19 protein-coding genes are annotated in these 22,387 nt (G+C 48.1%); 17 read left to right on the forward strand and 2 right to left on the reverse strand.

All coding sequences use genetic code 11. From position 1 onward, the window contains the following. The first annotated feature begins 246 nt into the window (after window positions 1-246). Window positions 247-570 (forward strand): hypothetical protein, encoded by a 324-nt coding sequence (locus tag AC6I77_RS04740; RefSeq protein WP_008924965.1) that lies wholly within the window; start codon window positions 247-249, stop codon window positions 568-570. Here AC6I77_RS04740 and AC6I77_RS04745 read toward each other — a convergent pair. Together AC6I77_RS04745 and AC6I77_RS04750 are read right to left on the reverse strand one after the other, a co-directional pair. Then, window positions 567-1,385, reverse strand: a complete 819-nt coding sequence (locus AC6I77_RS04745; RefSeq protein ID WP_337028030.1) for a DUF4225 domain-containing protein — start codon at window positions 1,383-1,385, stop codon at window positions 567-569. The genes AC6I77_RS04740 and AC6I77_RS04745 overlap by 4 nt on opposite strands. A gap of 754 nt (window positions 1,386-2,139) precedes the next feature. Next, a complete protein-coding gene (locus AC6I77_RS04750) occupies window positions 2,140-2,421 on the reverse strand; it encodes an IS1 family transposase (protein ID WP_078804315.1) in 282 nt (93 codons plus the stop codon). Between the two features lie 311 nt (window positions 2,422-2,732). On the opposite strand from AC6I77_RS04750, the gene tssB reads away from it, so the two are divergent. From tssB to AC6I77_RS04830, 16 genes are read left to right on the forward strand one after another with little or no spacing between them, the layout of a single operon-like run. Then, entirely contained in the window at window positions 2,733-3,218 is a 486-nt protein-coding gene (tssB, locus tag AC6I77_RS04755; protein WP_003854105.1) for a type VI secretion system contractile sheath small subunit, read from the forward strand. Next, window positions 3,215-4,690 (forward strand): type VI secretion system contractile sheath large subunit, encoded by a 1,476-nt coding sequence (gene tssC, locus AC6I77_RS04760; protein ID WP_052250630.1) that lies wholly within the window; start codon window positions 3,215-3,217, stop codon window positions 4,688-4,690. The genes tssB and tssC overlap by 4 nt, the downstream gene beginning before the upstream one ends. A 29-nt stretch (window positions 4,691-4,719) precedes the next feature. Continuing rightward, the gene (locus AC6I77_RS04765; RefSeq protein ID WP_008924967.1) at window positions 4,720-5,214 is read left to right on the forward strand and encodes an Hcp family type VI secretion system effector; all 495 of its coding nucleotides are present in this window, start codon (window positions 4,720-4,722) and stop codon (window positions 5,212-5,214) included. Between the two features lie 45 nt (window positions 5,215-5,259). After that, window positions 5,260-5,667: a GPW/gp25 family protein gene (locus AC6I77_RS04770; RefSeq protein WP_003854098.1), complete on the forward strand. Its 408-nt coding sequence runs from the start codon at window positions 5,260-5,262 to the stop codon at window positions 5,665-5,667. 14 nt (window positions 5,668-5,681) lie between these two features. After that, on the forward strand, window positions 5,682-7,484 hold the full coding sequence (gene tssF / locus AC6I77_RS04775; RefSeq protein WP_039659122.1) for a type VI secretion system baseplate subunit TssF: 1,803 nt from the start codon (window positions 5,682-5,684) through the stop codon (window positions 7,482-7,484). After that, entirely contained in the window at window positions 7,475-8,410 is a 936-nt protein-coding gene (tssG, locus tag AC6I77_RS04780; protein ID WP_008924969.1) for a type VI secretion system baseplate subunit TssG, read from the forward strand. The genes tssF and tssG overlap by 10 nt, the downstream gene beginning before the upstream one ends. Before the next feature lie 4 nt (window positions 8,411-8,414). Then, window positions 8,415-10,403: a type VI secretion system Vgr family protein gene (locus AC6I77_RS04785; RefSeq protein ID WP_497816738.1), complete on the forward strand. Its 1,989-nt coding sequence runs from the start codon at window positions 8,415-8,417 to the stop codon at window positions 10,401-10,403. A gap of 11 nt (window positions 10,404-10,414) precedes the next feature. Next, window positions 10,415-10,927, forward strand: coding sequence for a DUF6931 family protein (locus tag AC6I77_RS04790; RefSeq protein WP_008924971.1), 513 nt, complete (start codon window positions 10,415-10,417; stop codon window positions 10,925-10,927). Then, the gene (locus AC6I77_RS04795) at window positions 10,927-11,226 is read left to right on the forward strand and encodes a PAAR domain-containing protein (protein WP_181162220.1); all 300 of its coding nucleotides are present in this window, start codon (window positions 10,927-10,929) and stop codon (window positions 11,224-11,226) included. The genes AC6I77_RS04790 and AC6I77_RS04795 overlap by 1 nt, the downstream gene beginning before the upstream one ends. Before the next feature lie 12 nt (window positions 11,227-11,238). Beyond that, a complete protein-coding gene (gene tssA / locus AC6I77_RS04800; protein WP_039659123.1) occupies window positions 11,239-12,294 on the forward strand; it encodes a type VI secretion system protein TssA in 1,056 nt (351 codons plus the stop codon). Beyond that, entirely contained in the window at window positions 12,291-12,947 is a 657-nt protein-coding gene (locus AC6I77_RS04805) for a type VI secretion lipoprotein TssJ (protein WP_039659126.1), read from the forward strand. Before tssA ends, AC6I77_RS04805 begins: the two co-directional genes overlap by 4 nt. Then, window positions 12,944-14,335, forward strand: coding sequence for a type VI secretion system baseplate subunit TssK (tssK, locus tag AC6I77_RS04810; protein ID WP_497816739.1), 1,392 nt, complete (start codon window positions 12,944-12,946; stop codon window positions 14,333-14,335). Before AC6I77_RS04805 ends, tssK begins: the two co-directional genes overlap by 4 nt. Next, window positions 14,332-14,958: a DotU family type IV/VI secretion system protein gene (locus tag AC6I77_RS04815; RefSeq protein WP_008924976.1), complete on the forward strand. Its 627-nt coding sequence runs from the start codon at window positions 14,332-14,334 to the stop codon at window positions 14,956-14,958. The genes tssK and AC6I77_RS04815 overlap by 4 nt, the downstream gene beginning before the upstream one ends. 1 nt (window position 14,959) lies before the next feature. Further along, window positions 14,960-18,397 (forward strand): type VI secretion system protein, encoded by a 3,438-nt coding sequence (locus AC6I77_RS04820; RefSeq protein WP_039659128.1) that lies wholly within the window; start codon window positions 14,960-14,962, stop codon window positions 18,395-18,397. A 49-nt stretch (window positions 18,398-18,446) separates the two neighbouring features. Then, the gene (tssH, locus tag AC6I77_RS04825; RefSeq protein WP_039659129.1) at window positions 18,447-20,999 is read left to right on the forward strand and encodes a type VI secretion system ATPase TssH; all 2,553 of its coding nucleotides are present in this window, start codon (window positions 18,447-18,449) and stop codon (window positions 20,997-20,999) included. Beyond that, on the forward strand, window positions 20,996-22,318 hold the full coding sequence (locus AC6I77_RS04830; RefSeq protein ID WP_105099424.1) for a VasL domain-containing protein: 1,323 nt from the start codon (window positions 20,996-20,998) through the stop codon (window positions 22,316-22,318). Before tssH ends, AC6I77_RS04830 begins: the two co-directional genes overlap by 4 nt. The last annotated feature ends 69 nt before the right edge of the window (window positions 22,319-22,387 follow it).

Genomic DNA, 22,387 nt, shown 5'->3' on the forward strand with positions numbered 1-22,387 from the left:
ACTCGCATGGCTGTTTGGATAGGTTAGTATTTTTCTGTGCTTACGATCTGCTTATTGTGCATGCTGTTTTTTGCATATAGCATTTTAATATCATGCGCAATTGCATGGATATGATGTTTAGGCAGAGCCTTCTGAGGTGAGGAAACGTTGATACCAGTGCTGGCCAGGTAAGCAGGTTGGTTAGCATGTGTCTCGTTCACTGTGCTATATTTCGCACGTATCGCAACGTTATTCAGGATGAATCAGATGAACGAATTTGAGCAAGAACTCTATAATAACGGCTTCTCTGCTAAAGATATCGGTAAGCTCAAGAGCATCATTAAAAAAGACGAATCAAAAAAAGATACACTACAAAGCCTCGTTATTGATTTGAGTAAACGCTTCTGGGGCGGTGTCATTGCTCTTGTTATTTTGCTACTGATTGGACTGGATGGCATTTTCAATGCGGATGCTTCAAATGCCATTCCATATATTATTGTTCTGACGTTTGCATTTCTTGTGGTCTATTTTGTGACTCCTCTGAACCTCTCCTGGAAAGCTAACAGGTTTATCAGAAAAACCAGAGGTTAGTTTTGTGCAGGGCTATTTTGCATTTGGTATAGGTTCAAACCTACTCCAGCCCCCTTATAGGCTGCTCCAGCGCCTTTTAAGGCAAGTGCTGGTTTACTCATAACCTGAACCTTGCGGTAATAGTCTGTTGGCAGATATTTGTATAGCCGCCATGCTTCTGGCTTTAAAGTCAGTTTGAAAATGCCATAGTATGATGTTGTCAAATCAACTACCTGATAGGCTAACAAGCCGAGTCGCTTATCAAAACCAAAAAAATCTGCAACATTTTCATATTTATCTCTTATTGGGTTCGATGGGTGAGGCACACCGCTGAGTTTTCCTATGCTCTCAATCCCTGATCCCACTCCATTCATCACCAGGGTCGAACCCGCTACAACACCTAAAATATTACCTGTAGTGACAGAACCTACAATCAGACCGACACCAGCCACGATTTGCAAGCCACTTAACACCACGCCGATCCCATTGATGACATATCCAATGACCTTTTCATGGTCATGATAAAACTGCACGGAAGACGATACGACAGCTTCACCGGTCCTAAGCATTCTGTCCTGAATCTTGAGATGCTGACTTTCCTGCTTAAGATTCTGAATGCACTCCTGACACTGATCGTCAGAATTTGAAGTACGAATGGTATGGATCTGTAAACGAGCGAACTCGCGCACCTCATCCTGGAATTTCAGTTTTACAAGAGCATCCTTGAGGTGAAATTGAGAAAGTGAAGTAGCTATGTTAACTAAATGATTAGCTTCAAGATTTGCCATCGTCAGAAAGTAGTTTGAGAGTCTTTTTGTGTCCCAGTAGTTGTCCATAACAGTACCTCTGTAAAAACGTGGTCTCACTAAACGTGATTTTCAGATCCTAAAATAGCTGGAGTTGTATGGGATCACAAATTGAGGTGTGCAAGTTTTGCAATGCTGAGCAATTTATCGATGATTGACCTGCTGACCTGCTGACCTGCTGACCTGCTGACCTGCTGACCTGCTGACCTGCTGACCTGCTGACCTGCTGACCTGCTGACCTGCTGACCTGCTGACCATGAATAGTGATGTATTCATAAGTCACTGGAGAAGATCCTTTGAAGAAGTATTTTTCCTGCACACCAATCTTCAGTATTCTCCGCGAGACAGAAGCCGGTGTTTTGGCCCGGGAGCGCTGCCACAGGCTGTATACCGGAAGTCTCATCAGCTGCTAACCGTACTCAGGATTTCGGTCAACACACCATCAATATGTAGCCTGCATAAATTTATAAGGCAGAAGCTATTATAATCAGGGGTTAAAACTATTTTTTAAAATATACGAATATTTTTTAACGTGATTTTGTTCATTTTTATTCAGGAGCTGGCTGTAAAAATAACATATTCTTTTCATGTTGTATGATTTTCAATTCTTTGTTGCTGGTCATTTTTTCTGTGTAATCTGATTATACATGCTCGAAAGCTGTTCTTCAGTGAGTGATGCGCCAACCTTTATTTAACATTAATTTAAAGTTGGTTCATTTTTGATTGTGTCTTTGTTTAAGGTTCCTGAACTTAAAGGTGGTGTCAGGAAAAAAATTTAGTTACATTAGTTTCGCATTAACGAGATGATGAATGAAATTACATAATATGGATCCGGCTGGTAATAATGATTTTTTGGGTGGATGGCTGGTTTTTTATTAGGGCGTTTAAAGGAAGGTAATAAGCAGGTGATTTTTTTAATTATTCCTTTTATTCTTGCTCGCAGTGTGAAATTGCTTCGCTTAATACGATAGGTGAAGGTTTTGACGTTAACATGCTTTTTCAGGGCGAAGTGAGCTATTAAAGTTATCTGTTTAATTTTATCCTCTGGCTTGCGGGCATGATAAATGTCAGAGAACTAATACATGCTGGGACACCCACTGCAGTGGAACCAAATGTCCTCTTCAGGAATCTGATCATGTTAATAAACCAGAGCAAAGTGACAGCGAGGATTATGAACGTCAACACTGAGCGTGGGTAAAATTCAAAAGCGAGGTTAATACGCCGAATTCAACTTATTTGAGATGTCACCAAATTCCATTGTCTTTTCTATGGGGCTGTTTTTAGCTTGCTACCGATTTTGCTGGTGAACTGAGCGGATTTTTTAAATATTAAAAATCTAATTTTCTCTTGAGATCTTAATGTCTGTGAGTTTAATTCATGTCAGAAACCCAAAGTAAACTGGGCAAGGCCCGGCCGCCACGCGTGCATATTACCTATGACGTTGAAGTTGGTGGCGCGGAAACCCAGAAAGAGTTGCCACTGGTTATTGGTGTGATGGGCGAATTTTCGGATGAAAAAAAGCCCCTTCGTGAGCGACGCTTTGTTCAGATTGATAAAGACAATTTTAATGAAGTGATGCAGGGCATGAAGCCTGAAATCGAAATGCTGGTTGATAATGAACTGAATAATGACGATGGAAAGCTGTCGGTCGCACTGCGTTTCAATTCTATTGAGGATTTCGCTCCTGAAAATATAGCTCTACAGGTGGAGCCTCTGAAAAAACTACTTGAGCTGCGGGAGCAACTGAGTGATTTACGCAACCGTACAGCCAGTAATGATCGCCTGAAAGAACAACTGGCGGAACTGCTGGCCAATCAGCCTTCAGAAACGAAAGTTGATAATGTGGGAGAAGAGGCAGAATGAGTGCTGAGGAAATGCAGGCTGCAGTCACAGAGGCGGTCAGTGCCGATTACCTTGATCAGATAATTGACAATACCCAGGCTATCAGGCGTGAGTCTGATCGCAGCAAGCTGAGGTCTCAGCTTGACAGTTTCCTCAGTGAGGTGGCAACAGGCGCTGTTGTTGTAAGTAATGACCTGGTGGGTAGCATTGAGGAGCGCATCACAGTCATTGATGCCCTTCTTTCGGCGCAGATCAGCAAAATCATGCAGGCGCCAGCGTTTCAGAAAATGGAATCTTCGTGGCGGGGTCTGCAGAAGCTGGTTCAGAGCAGCGTTACGGAAAACACGAAAGTCCGGGTGTTGAATTGTACCAAAAAAGAGCTGATCCGCGATTTTAAATCTGCCTCTGATTTTGACCAGTCAGTCCTGTTCAAAAGCGTCTATGAGAGCGAATACGGCACTTTTGGTGGAGAGCCGTACTCCGCATTTGTGGGCGATTTTGAATTCGACGCCATGCCGGAAGATTTATATCTGCTGGAGCAGATTTCTCATGTTGCGGCGGCGGCTCACGCCCCTTTCCTCACGGCAGCGGATGCCGGCATGTTTGGTATGAATAACTTTCAGGAGATGCCGCGTCCCCGGGATCTCGGCAAGCTTTTTGACACGTCAGACTATATCCGCTGGCGTTCTTTCCGACAGAGCGACGACGCCCGCTACGTTGGACTCACACTTCCCCGGGTTATAGGTCGCCTGCCTTATGGTGCCAAAACAACACCAGTAGAGATGTTCAATTTCGAAGAGAAAATCGACGAGAGCCGTGAGGGAGCCTGCTATCTGTGGATCAATGCCGCCTATGAACTGGCCGGCCGAATGATTTCTGCTTTTGAAGATCATGGATGGTGTGCGGCTATTCGCGGTGTTGAAGGTGGTGGTCTGGTGAAGTCGATGCCGGTGTATAACTACATTTCGCATACCGGCGAGAAGGTATTGCAGTGTCCAACGGAAGTGGCTATCTCCGACCGCCGTGAAAAAGAGTTAGCAGACCTCGGGTTCATTCCTCTGGTGTACTGCAAAGGAACGGATTATGCCGCCTTTTTCGCTGTGCAGTCGGCAAATAAACCGCGGAAATATGACTCCAACCTTGCAAACGCGAATGCGCGGTTATCAAACCAGCTGCAGTACATTATGACCACATCAAGGTTTGCTCATTACCTTAAATCGATTGTGCGGGATAAAGTCGGCAGTTTTATGTCCAGAACAGAATGTCAGAACTTCCTGCAAAACTGGATTAATCAATATGTGGTGGGCTCTGACAATGTCGGCCTGCATATTAAGGCCAGCCATCCGCTGCGCGAAGCCCGGATTGAGGTAGTGGATGTCCCGGGATGTCCCGGAAGCTATCGTGCCGTGGCCTATCTGAGGCCTCACTTCCAGCTTGAGGGACTGACGATGTCGCTTCGGCTTGTAGCTGAATTACCTGCATCGGCAGGCTGATAAAAAACGTATTATAACCAGGAGAAGATATGTCCAGTGCAAGTAATCTATTTATGCAAATCGACGGTGTAAAAGGAATTGTAACTGATAAACAGTATAAACAGTGGATTGCTATCGGTCATGCATCAATGGGCGTGCATAGCCAGGCCAGTATTGATAATGGCAGTGGGCAACTGAATAGCAGCGGCGTGCATTTTGAAGATATTTCTATTGCGAAGGCGCTGGATGCCACATCAACCCAACTGGTTGATATGGTTGCGCAGGGAACCAACGTTAAAAAAGTGATTATTGCGCTGAACGTCAAAACTGACAATAAAGATAATGAAATTTGCCGCTGGGAATTTGAGAATTGCATTTTTACCAGCCATAACATCAGCCTGCATAATTCAAACGGTATACCTGATGAGCAGCTTGCCATGGTATTTGGCTCGGTTAAGTTCCAGACCAGTATGATTACGTCTGAAGGTTCAACCAGTAAACAGGGTCCTGTTGGCTGGAATCAAGTCACTAATACCAAACTTTAAGTTAAGCGGCAGCGCGCTTTATAGCGTGCTGCTTATGGGAACATTATGCTTTTACAGCTGCTGTCTGATGATAATCCTGTCGCCCAGGATGAAATCCCGGAAATTATTTCGGATGACGGGGTGCTCGCAGCGGAGCTATTGATGCTGCTCTCATCCAGGCCTCGGCACTACCACGTTTCAGACATGCCTGAAATATGTCAGTCGGTCATTAACTACGGTATCAGCGATGTGTTTCCGGGAGGGATATCCAGAAGTGATAGAAATATTATTCTTGAATCCCGCATTTTACGTGCGCTTCAGCTTTTCGAACCGCGTTTAAAAGACGTCATGGTGTCCGCCGGAAACGAAAGTTATGGATGCAGTTCCTTTATTATTGAGGCTGAAAAAAATAATGCTCCCATCCGTTTTTATCTGGAATGGGATGACGTCCTCAGCCATTTCTCATTACGTTAACAGTGGTTTCTGACATGCTGTCAAAGAAGTTGCTTTCTTATTATCAGAATGAGTTGAGCTATCTCAGAAAATACGGAAAACGGTTTTCCCGTCATTTTCCGAAGGTTGCCCGACGTCTTGGCATGTCAGATGGACTGTCCGAGGATCCGCACGTTGAGCGGATCATCGAGTCTTTTGCACTTGTTACTGCGCAAATTCAGCAGCGTCTGGATGAGGATATGCCTGAAGTAACCGAAGCTCTGCTGACCGTTCTGGCTCCTCAGTTTCTCCGGCCGTACCCGTCGGTATGTATTGTACAGATGCAGCCTGACAAAAGAATCAGCGGACTGACCACTGGCTGTGAGGTTGAGGCCGGGACAATGCTCTATACCCGACAATCAGAGGAGCATGTCTGCCATTTCAGGACGCTTTACCCGGTCATTATGGAGCCCATGACGCTTGAGGAAACAAGTCTCAGGTTTGATAACAGCACTCTGCGCTGGCAACTGGAATTACGGCTTCAGGTCTGGCCGGGAGCAATCCTGAATTCACCCTCACTGCGCTTTTATCTTAATGGCAGCAGTCTGGCAGTGAATATACTTTACACACTGATAAATGATGAGATTGAAGCCTTTTCACTGGTTTGCGGAGAAAAGCATTATTTACTTTCTGAATCTGATATTCAGGTCGTGGGATTTAACCGTGCAGAGAGTATTCTCGAATGCGATCCCCGTATATCACCGGTCTATGCTCTGCTTCAGGATTATTTTTATTTCCCTCAGAAGTTCCATTTTATTGATTTCAGCCTGCCCGCAGGACTCACTGTGACATCGAATGAGGTCATGTTGTTCAGGCTGCGTTTTCGCCAGTGCGCGATGGTTGCAATGCTGGATAAAATTGCTTGCTCGGTTGACCGACATTTTTTCCGGCTGCACTGTACGCCGGCAGTAAACCTTTTTCCAATGCGCGCTGAACCTCTGGTTCCGCACGATGATACTGCGGAATATCCTGTGAGACCCGATATCCGTCATGGTGATGCTATAGGAATATGGTCAGTGAACCGCGTTTGTGCCACGCACAAAACGGGTAATGAAATCAGCACAAGGGATATCGCGCCGCTGTTTGGTCTGTCGCATTCCGTTACAGGGGGAGAGCAGGGGACATACTGGCAGTGTATGCAGCGTGAAACCGTTGATGAAAGTGGCCCTGCAAACCGCCTGTTTATTGCTTTTTCCGACCGCGGTGAAAAGCCTCTGACGCCGAAGAATGACTTGATTAATATAGAACTGACCTGCTATGACCGGGATATACCCTCCAGCATACGCAATGGTAATCCTGAAGGGGATTTCGAGTCGGATCTGGCAGTAGCGGGAGTGACCATTACGGCACTCACGCGGCCCACGCGAACCGTCTCTCAGCAGGTAAAACAGGCTTCACGCTGGCGGCTCATCTCGCATTTATCCCTCAATCATATGCTCATCAGCGGCGATAACGGGGTTCAGGTCCTTAAAGAAACATTTGCGCTATATAACATTAATGATAATCCCGCTATTCAGCAGCTGATCGGATTAATCAAACATGTCGTTGTAACACCTGTGACCGCTCGTCTGGTGAGCAACGATCCCCTGTCAATGGCGCGTGGGGTTGAGATCTGTGTGACTTTCCAAAGTTCCGCCGCAGAAGAACCTGAGTATTTTCTATTCTGTCGTTTTATTGAGCACTTTCTTTCGCTTTATGCACCAGTAAACAGCTTTTCACAGGTCGTAACCTGCATCGAATTTCATCAGGAAAGCCGGCGAGTGTGGCCTGTGCGGAGCGGGAGGCTGTCGTGGATTTAAGTACGATTTTCAGCCGATATAACTTTTTCCAGCAGGTTCGCCTGATGTTGCGGCGCCTGAAGGAACGACCTGAGAGTAACGGAACAAAATCGCTGACCAGTGATATCAGTTTTGTATCGCCTCTTTCACTTGACGCTCCAGCAGGCGAAGTGGGTCAAATTATCAGAACGGAAGAGGGAGTATGGCAGGTTGAGGTTCTGATGTATGGAATGACGGGTGCTCTGGGAGCACTACCCACGACGTATACAGAATGGATGCTGGAGCGCTATTACCGATACGGTGATAAAACGGCGAAAGCATTTATTGATATCTTTAATAACAGATTGCATGCCCTGCGTTATCTGGCCTGGCTTAAATATCACTATTACGCCTCGTATGAGTTGAACAGTCAACGCCCTCTCAGCGAGGCGTTGCTGGGGCTGGCTGGCGTCATGCAGTCTGCTCCTGCGCTTCAGAATGAAGCCTTCGCAGGTCTTTTTATGCACCCTGTGCGGTCAGCCCTGAACCTTGAAACATGGCTGGAAAACCTTTTTTCCGTTCCCGCCCGAGTGCGTTCTTTCACCGGAGGATGGCTGAAGGTTCCTTCTGAGCAGTGTTGTCATCTTGGTCATGTCAGGCTGACTCTGGGACAGGCCCCTATGCTGGGTCAGATGCGCAGAGACAGGGCTTCCGGCTTTACAGTGGAATTGGGCCCGTTGCCATTAAGTCATGCGCCACAGTATCTGCCTGGCGGAAAATTCTATGCCGACCTGTTAAAACGCATTCGCGAATATGTTGGTCCCGGACTGGCATTCTCGGTCGAAATAATTACAAAACATGATCGCCACGGCGTCCCGGGGGGATGTCTCGGTGTGGATCTTTGTCTCGGGCAGCCCGGACCAGGTTTTCATCGTGTTTATTTACCCGTGTGCCGTGAACAGGAATAAATAAATGTTATCAGGTCAGGAAAAACGCTTTATCCGTTTTGTCGGACAGTCTGCATCGTCTCTGGTTCTGTTGTCCCTGGAAGGTAAAGAACAGTTGTCTGCGCCGTACGACTTCACAATCCGCTTTCGTTCAACACTGACATCGTCAGAAACGGCGAGTTTGCTGGGTGAGGAACTTGCCTGCCATGTTGGTTCAGGACAGCGCTCGCGTTATGTGCAGGGGGTCGTAACAGAAATGGAAGAAGAAAGCGATGACAGGGGGATCTGTACCTGGCACGCACGGTTACAGCCTCGCCTGGCTCTGCTGAAAATGGGCCGTAATCTGTCCGTATATCAGAATATAACGGTACCCGACCTGGTGTGTCGTTTGTTACGCGGGAATAACATCACCGATATTGACCTGCGGTTACATGGCAGTTATGCACCGCATGAATACTGTATTCAATACCGTGAATCGGACTTTGATTTTATCAGCCGACTTCTTGAGCAGGAAGGAATTTACTATTTCTTCTGCCAGACCAAAGATCGACATACGCTTGTCCTGGCCGATCATCCATCCGGTCACTACCGTGCAATAACACCTGAGCTGGCCTATCAGCCTGAAGCGGGAAAGGGTGAGGATGGCGGCATTTCGAGCTGGTCATCCCGTGTAAGTCTGGCAGTGTCTTCTGTTCATTATAAAGCGTTCAGTTTCGAACAGGCGGCTACCGCAGAGGGCGAATGTCTGTGTAATAACCTGGAATACAGTGCTCAGGGGATCAGTTTCGTTGATGCGTATGACCTGAGTGACCGGGAGACGCTGCAAAGCGCTGCACGGCTGAAAATGGAGCAGCTTGAAGCGCAGACCCGCTATGCGCATGCCCGCATTCAGGCATGGTGGCTAAGTTGCGGCGAGACGTTCTGTCTCACGTCGCTGCCTGATCAGGCAGGCGAATATATTATGCATTCCCTGACATTTCAGGCTGTCAGCAACCTGGATGATGGTTTACCCGATTTTAAGTGTAACGCGTCAGTTTTTGATACCGCCAGAGTGTGGCGGCCTGAGTGTGTCACGCCCGTACCTGACATACCCGGAGTACTTACGGCGACTGTGGTCGGTCCTGCCTCTGAAGATGTGCATACGGATGAGTACGGCCGCATAAAAATACAGTTCCCCTGGGACAGCGAAAATAAGAATGATGACAGCAGTTCCTGCTGGGTCAGGGTATCTCAGCCCTGGAGCGGCGCGCGCTTCGGTGCCATGTTCATCCCCCGCATCGGCAGTGAGGTGGTGGTTAGTTTCCTGCTCGGCAATCCTGACAATCCGCTTGTTACCGGCACCGTCTCCAACGGCAGGAACCTTCCTTTGCTTAACCTGCCCGGTGAGAAAGAACAGGCGGGATTTGTATCAAGAAGTTCTCTCAATGGTTCAGTGGAAGAGGGGCATCAGCTCCGTTTTGACGACAAAAAAGGAGAAGAAAAGCTAACTCTCGTCGCCCAAAAAGATATGGATGTGGTGGTCAAAAATAATCTGACGACGGCCGTTACTTCTGCGGTTAAAGAGACCATCGGCTCTGATCGCTCCACGGAAATCACCAAAGGAAACGATGCGCTCATTCTGCATCAGGGAAATTGTAACCTGACCCTGGAACAGGGAGATTTTAACACCCTCCTTCAACAGGGAAACATGGCGCTGGGTCTGCAGCAGGGGAATTACAGCCTGAAAATTAATGGTCACCTGCAGCAAAATCTGAAAGACGGAAGCCATTCACTCAGCATATCCGGGGGAGGCAGCACAATAAAGGCAGATAAGCGCTGTGTTATCGAGTCAACCCAGGCGGTTGAGCTGAAAGTGGGCAGCAGCAAAATCTCCATTACCCCGGCCGGAATAACGCTGAGCGGCACCACCATCAAAATTGAAGGGACAGCCACGGCAGAACTGGGTGGTGCAATGGTCACGATCAAAGGAAGCGGCATGACCCAGGTCAAAGGTGGCGTGGTCATGATTGGCTGAGGATGACAAAAATGACTGTGTCTAAGATTTTATCCCCGGAAGGGGTTGCAAAGATTCGGGATTCGGCGTCCTGGCATGAAAACATGCATAGCCTGCTGACCGCTTTGCACTGGGAAGACGCGCTTGGGTACTGGGTAAACGCGTGTACGGCTGAGAAATTGATTGCCTGGCTGCTACCGCATTCAGTCAGCACGCTGCCGCCGGGTGAATCCACCCATGCATTTGAAGCCGATATCAGTAACTGGCTTAAAACCTACGAGGATAACTACCGCTGGCGTATTTTTCATCAGGCTGAATCGCTGGGTTTTTCCACACCTGCAGGTGCTCTTGGCCTGGCGATTTTCTGGACGGGAAGCCTGACGCAGCCGGAATATGAAGCTGTATATGCTGACGAACATCTTACGCCCCTGATGCTCTGTACCGTGTTGCGACTCCTGAGCATCAGGCTTGCCGGACCCGATACGCCGGATTTTGGCGCACGGCAACTCTATTCTCTTTGGCTTCCGGTGCAGGAGAACGAATGATGGGACAGCCAGCAGCACGAGTCGGCGATATGCATATCTGCCCGATGGTCACTCCGGGAGTGCCGCCAATTCCTCATGTGGGAGGGGCGGTATCAACGCCCGGTACACCCACGGTGCTGATAGGCGGCGTGCCTGCAGCGACAGTGGGATCGCTTGCCATCTGTGTGGGGCCACCAGACAGTTTAGTGGCGGGAAGTACCTGCGTATTCATTGGTGGTAAGCCAGCGGCGCGTATGGGGGACATCTGTGCCCATGGTGGAACGGTTGTCGCAGGTTGCGTCACAGTGCTGATTTCATGAAAGGGCATAGGGATGAAAATTGATTTAGACGAGCTTCTCTTGCCCCTGCCCGGAGGGCAGCCAGCGGGCAGATGCATGGAATATGAATCTGTATATGAAGAGATCCGTCAGGCGCGTGAGAGCGATCCGGACTTTCTGCCACAGGACGAATGGCGGACACCCCTGCGTAAAGCCGACTGGCCAAAAGTAATACGTCTTAGCGCATCAATACTGCGTGAAACCAGTAAAGACTTGCAGGTCGCCTGTTGGCTGGTTGAAGGGACCAGCCAGCAATACGGGATTGTCGGTATCAGGGAAGGCCTTGCTTTTCTGCATCGTTTTGTTGCCCGTTACTGGGACAGTGGCTGGCCCAGGAAAGACGATGACGATGGCCTGTTGATTAGTCATGCCATCGTCAGCCGGCTTGATCGGCAACTGTCTGATCTGATTATTCAGCTTCCTTTGCTCAGTCAGCCTGAAAGCACGCTCGAATACTGGCGGAAGGTACTGGCTTATGAACATCAGGCGTCAATGGCTCCGGGTGAACGCGGCAGCGAGGATTTTTCAGCCGAAACGTTTCACCTTTGGGCCTCCCGGCAGTCAGCGGAAAAGTTAGCACGACTGTCTGATGAATTGTTACTGCTGTCAGTATGTCTTACAGATTTTGAAGCCACATATCAGACGCTGAATCCGCAAAAAGAAGGACCAGCACTAGGGCAGACAGCTCAGGGAATTAAAGACCTGCAGGCATTTTCACAACGACTGGCCGGGTTAGTGACACCAACCAGCGAAGATGTCATGTCGCTTAATGTTCTCGCACGGAATGACGAACAGCCTGTGTTAAAAACCAATGAGCTGGCTTCAGGATCAGGCAATCAGCAAATGTCTCGCGATCTGGCGATCACCCAGATGTTAACGATTGCTCATTTTTTTCGTCAGTCTGAGCCCTCGAGTCCGGTTCCATTTTTAATGGAGCGAGCTGCCCGCTGGGCTGACATGACGCTGACGGAATGGCTGGAAGAGATGCTGAGTGATAACAACACTCTTCAGGATATTAATAACGTGCTAACGGGGCCAGGGAAGGAATGATTATAAAAGGGAAAAATCTGTGCTGTTTCAGCCTGATATGGATGTTGTCAGGTTGTGCGGGACATCAGAGCAGTTTGCAAAATTCAGCGAAACCAGATCTGTCAGCGCCGTTTTCAGCTGGAGCCATTAGCGTAACGCTAAATGCCAGGCCTGACCTGAATCTGGTCAACGGCATGGCCAACAGTTGCACTATTTTAGTGCTTCAGGCTGCAAAAGCCGAAACGCTTGAACAGATACTCATCAATCCTGTGAAAGTAAAGAGCCTGTTTGCGGGGGCAGGAGTCGGGACGGATGCGGCAAACGGCCACGCAGTTTTACAGATTGATCGTTACACCATGATGCCGGGACAGACAACCACGTTGCATGTCGACAGGGCAATGCACACGCGATACATGGCGCTGATTGCAGGGTACTACCCATTCCCGGGTAAACAGCACCAGATCCAGGAAGATATTCCTGTAAGGAAATACAAGACAGGATGGCTGAATCCCGTCTGGCATCGCGAACTTTCACCATTATCTCTGGCAATCACGCTGGGAAGTGAGGGAATTATCAGCACACAGAAAAACGTTCAGAAAAGCCAGGCTCCGGATGTCAGCCTGCCTGACATTGATCTGACTGAGACAAAAAATAGCGGAGCAGATAAACAATGAACGCTGAAGAACAACAGATCTATTGGCATTCTGGACTTTATCTGCAACCTCAACATTTCCAGTCGCTCGATCTCCATTATGCATGGTTGCATGCCCGTCATCGGCAGCAGGCGCAACCTTATAACTACGGGATTAGTGAGATGTCTGTGAACAGGGCTGCTCTGAACGATTATGTCATGAGTGTTGATAGTATTCGTTTCTTTCTTCCGGGTGGAGATTATCTGACGTACCCCGGAAACTGTCGTATTCAAAAAAGAAACTTTCGTGATGCCTGGAAACTTCGCGATCATCCTTTAACGTTATGGCTGGCATTACCGCGGTTTGACGCTGCCCACTGTAATGTGACGTTGCCAGAAAAGGAAAACAGCCATGTGGTAACTCGCTGGCTGAGTATGGCAAACGCTCCTCTGATGAAAGACGTGCATGGTAGCGGTCCTGAAACTGAAGTAAACCGTATCTTATATAATGTTTTGTTGCTGACGAGCGAGGAAAAAGAGGCCGCAACCAACTGTGAATGCATCCCATTGGTAAGGTTGTGTCATGAGGGTGAGCAAGTGGTCTTTGATTCAATGTTTTCACCTCCTGCCGTTACGCTCTGTGGCAGCCCCTCACTGCATAAGCTCATTGAGAGCCTTGTGTTCGAAATCGGAGCCAGAACCCGGAAACTCGAAGAATATAAGCGTCCGGAACAGCTGGTCAGCCGTCAGGAACGGAGCGATCAGCTAATTCAACTGATGACTATGCGCTCTCTTAATCGCGCATTACCCGTGCTGAAAAATTACATGGCGGCTGCTCAGGTACATCCCTGGAGTATTTATAATTTACTGAGTCAGCTTGTCGGCGAACTTTCCTCATTCAGTGATTGTTGTAATTGTCTGGGAGAATGGAAAGGGGAGGAAAATATCGCCCTGTATTATGATCATGAAAAACTATTTGACTCATTTTATCGTCTGAGAACGACGTTAACTATGCTTATGAACAGCCTGGTGCTTGAAGACAGCACGTATATAAAGCTGAAAAATGAGAATGGCATATTTTGTGGAGAGATAACGAAAAATCAGGAACTGAAGAAAGGCGATGTTTTATTGTTATTACATACTTCGGAAAAAATCCTGAGCCAAAGTGGTCAGTTCAGTGCGGCAGGCTTTAAGCTTGCCTCGGGTAATACGATTGACGGATTGATTCGACATGCTTTGCCAGGGGTAGCGCTCACCGCCTGCGAAAATCCACCTCGGGGAGTGCCTGTTCGCAACGATTATTATTATTTTCACATACACCACAATTCTGACCAGTGGCGTTCTGTAGCTGAAAATGGGGAGGTTGCGTTTTATTTTCCTGAAATGCCGGATGACCTGGAAGTGCAGCTGGTTTTTACGGGGGCAGAATGAATTCTCTGTTAAATCATTATCTACCTGTGTTCAGTATGGGAATAAAGTTCAGTCTGACGCCCGAGGATTATCCTGACTGTAATCATTTCAGAAATGAGTGCATTACATTGCTGGATAAGGCTATGCTGAACTCAGAATTATTATACAGCCTGCAGGACTGTGAGGATTCACATTTTGCGGTGATTGTATGGCTTGATGAAATGGTATTAAAAACGTCACCGGACTGGGTAAATGAATGGCGCACCAGCATGCTGCAAAGTCAAAGGTTCCGGACGGCGATCGGGGGCGAGGAATTTTACACCCGTCTTGATAGAATTGATTTAGTGAATAAGGACCTGAGGCAGGTTTACCTTTTTTGTTTGCTCATGGGTTTCCAGGGGAAGTATGCTCATAAGAGGAGCGATGAATTACAGTTGCGTATCAGTGATGAAAGGAAATGTCTTCCAGATGAATGGCAGTCCTGGCCCGGTGTTGCGAGAATTATAGCAACGGACGTCGAATTAAATTCGCGCCAGTCTTTTCAGAGGTTGCGTTTTTTTCATAACAAAACATCATTGTTTTTATTTGGTGCTATTTTTTATCTGACAACTCTTTCAGGACTGCATCTGTTAATCCGGAACTAATATGTTAAAAAAGATAATTCCCGTTATAATCTGGGCGGTTTTGCTGTGCATTCTTTTCATCTTTTGCCTTTTCCTGTCAGTATGGATGGAAATATCTCTTGTTTACGCCATTGTTTTATGGTTTTTTTTTATTTTTTCTGTTTGTCTGGTTAGTCTGCTTCGGAAATCGTTATCCGCCTTGCAAAAACAGGATTATTTTCAGAAGCTTTTTTCCCGCCATGTATTTTCCCGTACAGAACGGATCCTGTATACACACTGGAGATCGGGCGTACGTAGATTAAAAAAAGCCAAAAGAATAAATAAGGTCTATCCCTGGTTTTTTATTACCGCAGCAGGCAACAGTCATTCAACCCTGCTGTCGGGGTCAGAGATGATGCCAGCTTCGGGATGTCGGGAAAATCGGGAGATCACGCCAGCCCGAACCCTGCGGTGGTGGTTTTTCCAGCCACTGTCATTTCTGGAACTGCCCGGACTATTTTCTGAGTCCGGATGTGTGAAAAAAGTCTGGAAACGAACTGCGAGCTGGTTTCATGCGGCTCCGCCGCCGGCCGGCGTTGTCGTCTGCATTTCTGTTACCGAATTGCTGAATCTTCGCGATGAGCCGCCTGTCATCAGGGGGAGGCGTATACGTGCTTGCCTGGAGCCGTTGCTGAATAAAACCAGAAGACGTTTGCCGGTTTATGTCCTGGTGACAGAGTGTGAAAATATCCCGGGATTCAGCCGCTGGATAAGTGCGCTATCACCAGAACAACAGCACCAGCCTCTGGGATATTTCTGGCTCACGCCTCCCGCGATTGATAGCCGTGATCCCTCATTCCTCAGTCCCCTTTTCGATGCCATGAGAGAGGGGCTAAATAACGTGCGTATCAGCATGTTTTCCGGAGCAAAGCCTGATGCTGATACACTTTTTCTGCTGGACATGCCTGAGCAGATGCAGTCGCTTCAGCCTGTATTGCATCAATATATTGCGTCCATCTGTGGGGATGATGTCAGTTCAGACTCTACGGTCCCGGCATTAGGCGGGATCTGGTTTACGGCAACAGAACCTGTTAGCAACACATCAAATGAGAGAAAGAGTTATTTTACAGGAGAGTTGTTTTCCAGAACGCTGCCATTTATCAGTAGCAACAGCAAAATATTATACACATGCCCTGTCCGCGGCTTTTTGAGCCGCTGGGGAACGCTTTTTATCGCGAGCATAGTTACATTTCTGCTGTTGATTAGCGCGACAATGACCTTTCATGTTGTTGATACCGATAAAAGCAGTGATGTAATTAGCTCTCTTTCTCAGCTGGAATCGATTGATGCTGCTCTTCAGCATCCGGTCCGCTATTTACCTTTCATAAGTGTGCTTTATTCCCGCCAGGCCGAGATTGAGGATAGGATATTATCCTATTCGGTGATTCATTATCAGGATGATCGCGAGGTTATCAGCCGTTACCACCAGGATTTCAAACTGGCCGTTCCGGAAAAACAACGTGAACTCATCATGGAACTTGCTCGTGCTGTTGTGGCAAAAGAAAGCCTTCTGAACGGCAACGCACTGGCTTCGTCATCAGGAAAGTCACCGATATCTCCTGCCCTGACAATGATGACTAGCGATATTTCCCTGACTCCACGCCAGAGTTTGCTGCTCCAGCGTGCACTTTTGTTGCGTAATGGAGGAGAACAACAGATATCCCGTTTAAGACGTTTACTGGGTGAACTTGTCAGTGACGATCCACAGTGGCGATGGCTGCTGGCATCAACTCAGCAGATTTCGCCTGTACGTTCGGGAAGCTTTTTTCCAGGAAGTGGTGACAAAGTTAGCATTGATGGCATCTGGACAGCGGAGGGGACGCAACAAATTTACCGCTGGCTGAAAGAGATTCACTACGCAGCAGGTAAAAAAATAGACTTACCCGCCTTGGCACGGTTTGAACAACGCCTGCCTGCACTACGTCAGTCGGCCTGGATTAAGTTTATTATACAGCTGAACAGACTGCCTGTTTCGGATCTGAGTGAGCAACAGTGGTCTGATATCTTGCTCAATATTGCCCAGGGAAACAGTCCTGCAACAGGCCTTGCGCGTATGGTAAATCAGCAGCTTGCAGACATCAGTCATGCTGACGCTTCGCCCTGGCTGTTACAGCTGCGAAAGCTGGTTGAATTGCAGACGAACAGTGTTTCAGGAACGCTGGTTCGACAGTTCAGTCAGCGCAAGCAGGAGCTGGATTTTGTCTTCGGGGAGTGGCTTAAAAAGGGCAAGGGCGCTCAGGTTATTACTGACGCGGGCTTACAGGCACAGTCGTGGACGGATTGGCAGAGCAGTTTACATTCTGCCGTATCAGATGCACTTAATTCGCCATCAGATACTCCCTTGCTGACGTCAGGTCTGTTTGCCCCTGTTCAGGGAAACGAAAACAATCCACTTCCTGCACTGAGTAAGCGTTTCACAGCATTGCGTAAAAACCTGATCTCTGTGACGCCAGATGCCGGTGTTGACGCGGTCTGGACACTGTATGGGCAGGATAAAAAATTGATAATCGCTCATGCCATGCAACAGAGTGGATGCTGGTTACAGCATCAATGGCAAAGCACGGTGCTATGGCCACTGGAGCAGAACGCCAGGCGAATAGACTATCCGGCACAACAGGCTCTCGCACACCAATATATTTCCTCCTTTATGCGTGATTCAGCAAAACATGTTCTCGCTATCGGTAAGAACGGTGCTGAAGCAGGCAAATTTGAAGGCCAGCATATAAAGCTGAGCCAATCGTTTATCTCCCTGATAAACGCGGAACTCAATCCCGATGATTTGCTGCCCATGCCTGAGCGGGATAAAACCCGTAAGGATGACAAATTAGCCCTGCTCAGAGCCCAGCAGAAAAGTCTCGAAGATAAGCAGAAACAGCTGGAGAGCACGCCCAGAGAACTGAGCCTGCATAGCCTGCCAGCCACAGTACCTGGTGGTGCCGGGCTAATGCCTGTCGGCACAAAACTTACTCTTTTTTGTGACGATCAACGCTGGGTACTGAAGAGTATGAACTTCGATGAACAGGCGCTTTTCAGATGGCGGCCGGGTCATTGCGGCCGGGTGGCACAGCTTATTCAGTTTCCCGGCTTCAGCCTTGAATATAACTACACAGGAGAGAGTGCCTGGCCAGATTTCCTCAACGATATAGCAGAAGGGCAGCACACTTATCAGGCGGAGGATTTTTCCGACCAGGCTGCATTATTGCGTGCGCAGGGTATTAAACAAATTATGGTTCGCTATCAGCCAGCCAGCCAGGCTGATGTTCAGGAGACCTGGCGGCAATGGCAGGCGCTTGAACACGCACTTGATGAGAATAATAGCGCGCAGCAAGCGTCTCTCATTCAATCCGGCGATGGACGCTTTTCTGAACCGCAAAAACACCTGCTTTCCCGCCTTCCTGCAAAAATTGCAAGTTGCCCCTGACCAGCTGTCGGATGAACTGTTCATTTAGTATAAAAATCAGGAAAAAAACATGAGTCAGTATTTGAAAAAAATTACGGAAGTCTTTTCTGCCGATGCGCGGCACTGCCTGAATGCGGCAGTGAGTCAGGCCGTTAGCCGGACTCACCATGAGGTGAGTGTTGAGCATTTACTGCTGGCGCTAATCACTACTCAGACGGTATTGCTTGAACAGCTGTGTCTGGGGGCGGGGCTCAGAGGGGACCAACTGGCAGACGCGCTGACGCATAGTCTGAACCAGCAGCGCAGCGGCAATACCTGTGGACCCGTACTGTCTGAGTCCCTTGTCCGGCATCTTGAGAAAGCATGGCTGCATGCCAGCATTTGCTGGCATCAGCGGCATCTTCCTGCCACGGCGTTTATTGGTTGTCTGCTTGCTGACCCGGACGATGTTACGTTGCCTCTTCCGACAGAGGTTCGTCAGGCACTGCATTGTGACGTGCTGAAGGCTGACGCACTCATGTCTGAATACTCAGGTACGGGCCAGAAAAAAGATAACACGGAAGAAGGTGTGCCATCTGGTGGGCCTGCATTGCTGAAATACACCCATAATCTGACTCAGAAAGCGCGCCGGGGAGAGCTGGATCCCGCTACAGGGCGTGAGAATGAAATCCGCCAGATGATAGATGTATTACTTCGTCGGCGTCAGAACAATCCAATCCTGACGGGTGAACCTGGCGTCGGTAAAACAGCACTGGTTGAGGGATTAGCGCAGCGCATCGTCAGCGGTACCGTACCAGACGCACTGAAAAAAATGGATATCATGTCACTTGATCTCAGCCTGTTACAGGCTGGAGCCAGCGTAAAAGGTGAATTTGAAAATCGGCTGCAAAGCCTGCTCTGTGACATTCAGTCACACCCCGTGCCGATCATTCTTTTTATTGATGAGGCACATATGCTGGTTGGAGCAGGAGGGACTGCGGGCCAGAACGATGCGGCCAACCTGCTAAAACCCGCCCTGGCAAGGGGAGAGTTACGCATGATCGGTGCTACCACGTGGTCTGAGTACAAAAAATATTTTGAAAAGGATGCTGCGCTTGCCCGCCGCTTTCAGATAGTCAGGGTGACGGAACCCGACCGGGACACGGCAATTAACATGCTGCGGTCGATTGTACCCGCCATCAGCAGTCATCATGGTATTCCAGTCCCTGATTCGGCAATCGTGGCTGCTGTTGAATTCTCTGCCCGTTATCTTCCGGGCCGGCAGTTGCCTGATAAGTCAGTCACGCTGCTGGATACGGCATGTGCCAGGGTGGCTTTATCCCAGAGCGACGAGCCACGAGAGATTGAAGATCTGAATGTCATGCTGAGGAATATCTCACTTGAGCGCCGTAGCCTCTCTCTGGACAGTGGATGTGCAACACGTATTGCCTGGCTGGATCAACGTAAAGCTGAAATCAAACAAGACCTGACCATTCTGACTCCGGTATGGAAAGAACAGCAGAGCCTGGTTGCCCGGATTGCTCAATGCCAAAATTCTGAGCAGCAAGCAAGCCTGCGGCAGAAACTGTCTGTAATGCACAAACAGCAACCTATGGTCTTCGAGCGTGTTGATGCGGCATGCGTTGCAGAAATTATTGCCGGGTGGACGGGGATTCCGGTGGAACAAATCCTGGAGCAAAAACAGGGGCCGCTGAATACTCTGTATGAACGTTTGTGCGAACGGGTTACCGGACAATCACATGCGCTTGAGGCAATTGTCCGGCAGATTCGAACCAGTCGGGCGGGTCTTGCCGATCCGTTAAAGCCAATGGGCGTCTTTATGCTGGCCGGACCTTCCGGGACAGGTAAAACAGAAACAGCACTGGCCCTGGCAGAAATGTTGTACGGCGGAAGTAGAGGGCTGATAACGCTGAATATGTCTGAGTACCAGGAGGCACACTCTGTCGCCGGCCTGAAAGGCTCTCCCCCTGGCTATGTCGGCTATGGACAGGGTGGCGTACTGACTGAGGCTGTGCGTCGACAACCCTATAGCGTTGTTCTGATTGATGAAGTTGAAAAAGCACACAGAGATGTGATCGAACTTTTCTATCAGGTATTTGACAAAGGGGTCATGGAGGACAGTGAAGGGCAAACTATCGACTTTCGCAACACCTTCATCATTCTGACCAGTAATCTGGCTGATGATGTAATTATGGCGGCAGGAGAAAAGGAATCTCCTGATATCAATGCATTAGTCCGCCAGATACGACCTGAATTCAGCCGCGTATTTCCAGCGGCGTTTATGGGGCGTCTGACCCTGCTCCCTTACTTACCGCTCAGTGCCCAGGCGCTTAATAATATTATCAACGCTAAGCTCAGAAAAATCAGCCTGCGCTTTTCTGGCAGAGACGGTGAGAAGAGATCTCTCAGTTACAGTCCTGCAGTAGTGAGGTATATCGCTGACCGCTGTCATGTCAGGCAAAGTGGCGCGCGTGATGTTGATACTGTAATCAATCAAAGCCTGTTGCCTTTGGTGACCGATTATTTGCTCGAAGCTGACGGCAGCGGAAACCTGCATATCCGGGTGCAGGTTACGGGAAAAGATCTTGCCATCGTTACAGATCGACAGAGTAAAAGAAAATGAACTCAGGCACTGGTTTTCAGGCGCTAAAAGTTAATAAAAAAGATCCGAGACAGAGCCCGGAGTTTCTTGAAATCAACTGGTCCATGCAGAATGCAGATATTCGCAGGATGAGTGAAAGTGAATGGAAAACGCTGGATAGCCAGTGCCGGGCATACTGGCGTAAGTATGGGTATGATTTGCAGAGTGGGTGTTGGTTCTGTCTGATGAGCTTAAAGCTGGACGGCTGGAGAGGTCTGGCGCAGGGACTCAATATCCTGGTTAGAGTATGGCGCGGCAAGGCATCCGAATATTGCTGGCCTCCGGTCGTCGATTCGGATCGACGACGATATCTGCTTGAATGGCTGAATACACACGTAGTGACCAGTATTTACCAGCTTGACTGTGATGATAATTTTACGGCCGTGGCCAGTAGTATTGCTGAAAGCATTGCACTGCTTTATGACGAAGCGGTGAAAACGGATGCGCGTTGCAGAAACTCTTTAAAAAATATGCATTATTTTCTTCAGGTTCGCAGTAAAGCATCTTCTTCTTTGATTTTAAGCCTTGCACATTTAAAAATTGATAAAGATATACGGCCAGAATTATCTCCGATCAATATTAAAACCAATTCCTCTGTCCAGGGGAGCAGCATAAAAAGAAAGCATCTTATTCAGGCTGGATGTGCAGGTATTATTGGCGGTATGTTGGCGACCATGCTGTTAATGTCCGGCATCAGATACATGGAAAAACCAGGAGTTACCGAAAAGCTTGCTGGGGTACTTCAGGATTTTCCGGGTGACGATGCACTGACAGCATTAGCATGGCAGGGGATAGATAAGGAAGAACTGGAAAGTCATCGTGATGAAATATTGCATAAGTCGGCGTCATTATTGACATGGATTGCGGATCGTCCAAACGATGAATTACTTCGCAAGGGCGATATTCTTGCTCAGCGTCTTGAAAATGCATGGCCTGATAATTCAGTCAGTCAGAAATGGAAGTATAAACTGCAGGCTAAGGCTAACATTTTACCCTCAACGTGGAACTACAAAGAGGTTACTGCCGATCTGGACGAATTTGATTTAAAACTGGCCAATGCAGAACAGAAAAAAGGAGGATATTTAACGATTTCTGAACTGAAAAGCTTTTCCTGGAAAATACGCAGAAAACTGGAAAGTTCAGGCGTACCACCAGAAGAACTGCTTAGATATTCAGCAGAGGATAAAGAAGGCAGCCGTAAAGAAATTCTGGAGTCTGTTGCAAAAACCTTGTCTGCTTTAAATGCTTTGTATGTATTGTCAGTGAACCAAAATGATAAGCCAGCACAAGAAAATCATTAAGTCCCAAAAGGATTATGCTCTTTAATGAACGTAATGTTTTTTCTGAAAAAATAAAGCTGATTTGATTTT

The sequence above is a fragment of the Pantoea sp. X-Soil-ISGK-259 genome (genome assembly GCF_059730705.1).

Coding starts and splice junctions, on each gene's coding strand:
- AC6I77_RS04770 (WP_003854098.1), top strand. CDS start 5,260: ATGCTTTTACAGCTGCTGTCTGATGATAATCCTGTCGCCCAGGATGAA.
- tssC (WP_052250630.1), top strand. CDS start 3,215: ATGAGTGCTGAGGAAATGCAGGCTGCAGTCACAGAGGCGGTCAGTGCC.
- AC6I77_RS04830 (WP_105099424.1), top strand. CDS start 20,996: ATGAACTCAGGCACTGGTTTTCAGGCGCTAAAAGTTAATAAAAAAGAT.
- AC6I77_RS04745 (WP_337028030.1), bottom strand. CDS start 1,385: ATGGACAACTACTGGGACACAAAAAGACTCTCAAACTACTTTCTGACG.
- AC6I77_RS04805 (WP_039659126.1), top strand. CDS start 12,291: ATGATTATAAAAGGGAAAAATCTGTGCTGTTTCAGCCTGATATGGATG.
- AC6I77_RS04790 (WP_008924971.1), top strand. CDS start 10,415: ATGACTGTGTCTAAGATTTTATCCCCGGAAGGGGTTGCAAAGATTCGG.
- AC6I77_RS04785 (WP_497816738.1), top strand. CDS start 8,415: ATGTTATCAGGTCAGGAAAAACGCTTTATCCGTTTTGTCGGACAGTCT.
- AC6I77_RS04820 (WP_039659128.1), top strand. CDS start 14,960: ATGTTAAAAAAGATAATTCCCGTTATAATCTGGGCGGTTTTGCTGTGC.
- AC6I77_RS04740 (WP_008924965.1), top strand. CDS start 247: ATGAACGAATTTGAGCAAGAACTCTATAATAACGGCTTCTCTGCTAAA.
- tssB (WP_003854105.1), top strand. CDS start 2,733: ATGTCAGAAACCCAAAGTAAACTGGGCAAGGCCCGGCCGCCACGCGTG.
- tssH (WP_039659129.1), top strand. CDS start 18,447: ATGAGTCAGTATTTGAAAAAAATTACGGAAGTCTTTTCTGCCGATGCG.
- tssA (WP_039659123.1), top strand. CDS start 11,239: ATGAAAATTGATTTAGACGAGCTTCTCTTGCCCCTGCCCGGAGGGCAG.
- AC6I77_RS04765 (WP_008924967.1), top strand. CDS start 4,720: ATGTCCAGTGCAAGTAATCTATTTATGCAAATCGACGGTGTAAAAGGA.
- AC6I77_RS04815 (WP_008924976.1), top strand. CDS start 14,332: ATGAATTCTCTGTTAAATCATTATCTACCTGTGTTCAGTATGGGAATA.
- tssK (WP_497816739.1), top strand. CDS start 12,944: ATGAACGCTGAAGAACAACAGATCTATTGGCATTCTGGACTTTATCTG.
- AC6I77_RS04795 (WP_181162220.1), top strand. CDS start 10,927: ATGGGACAGCCAGCAGCACGAGTCGGCGATATGCATATCTGCCCGATG.
- tssF (WP_039659122.1), top strand. CDS start 5,682: ATGCTGTCAAAGAAGTTGCTTTCTTATTATCAGAATGAGTTGAGCTAT.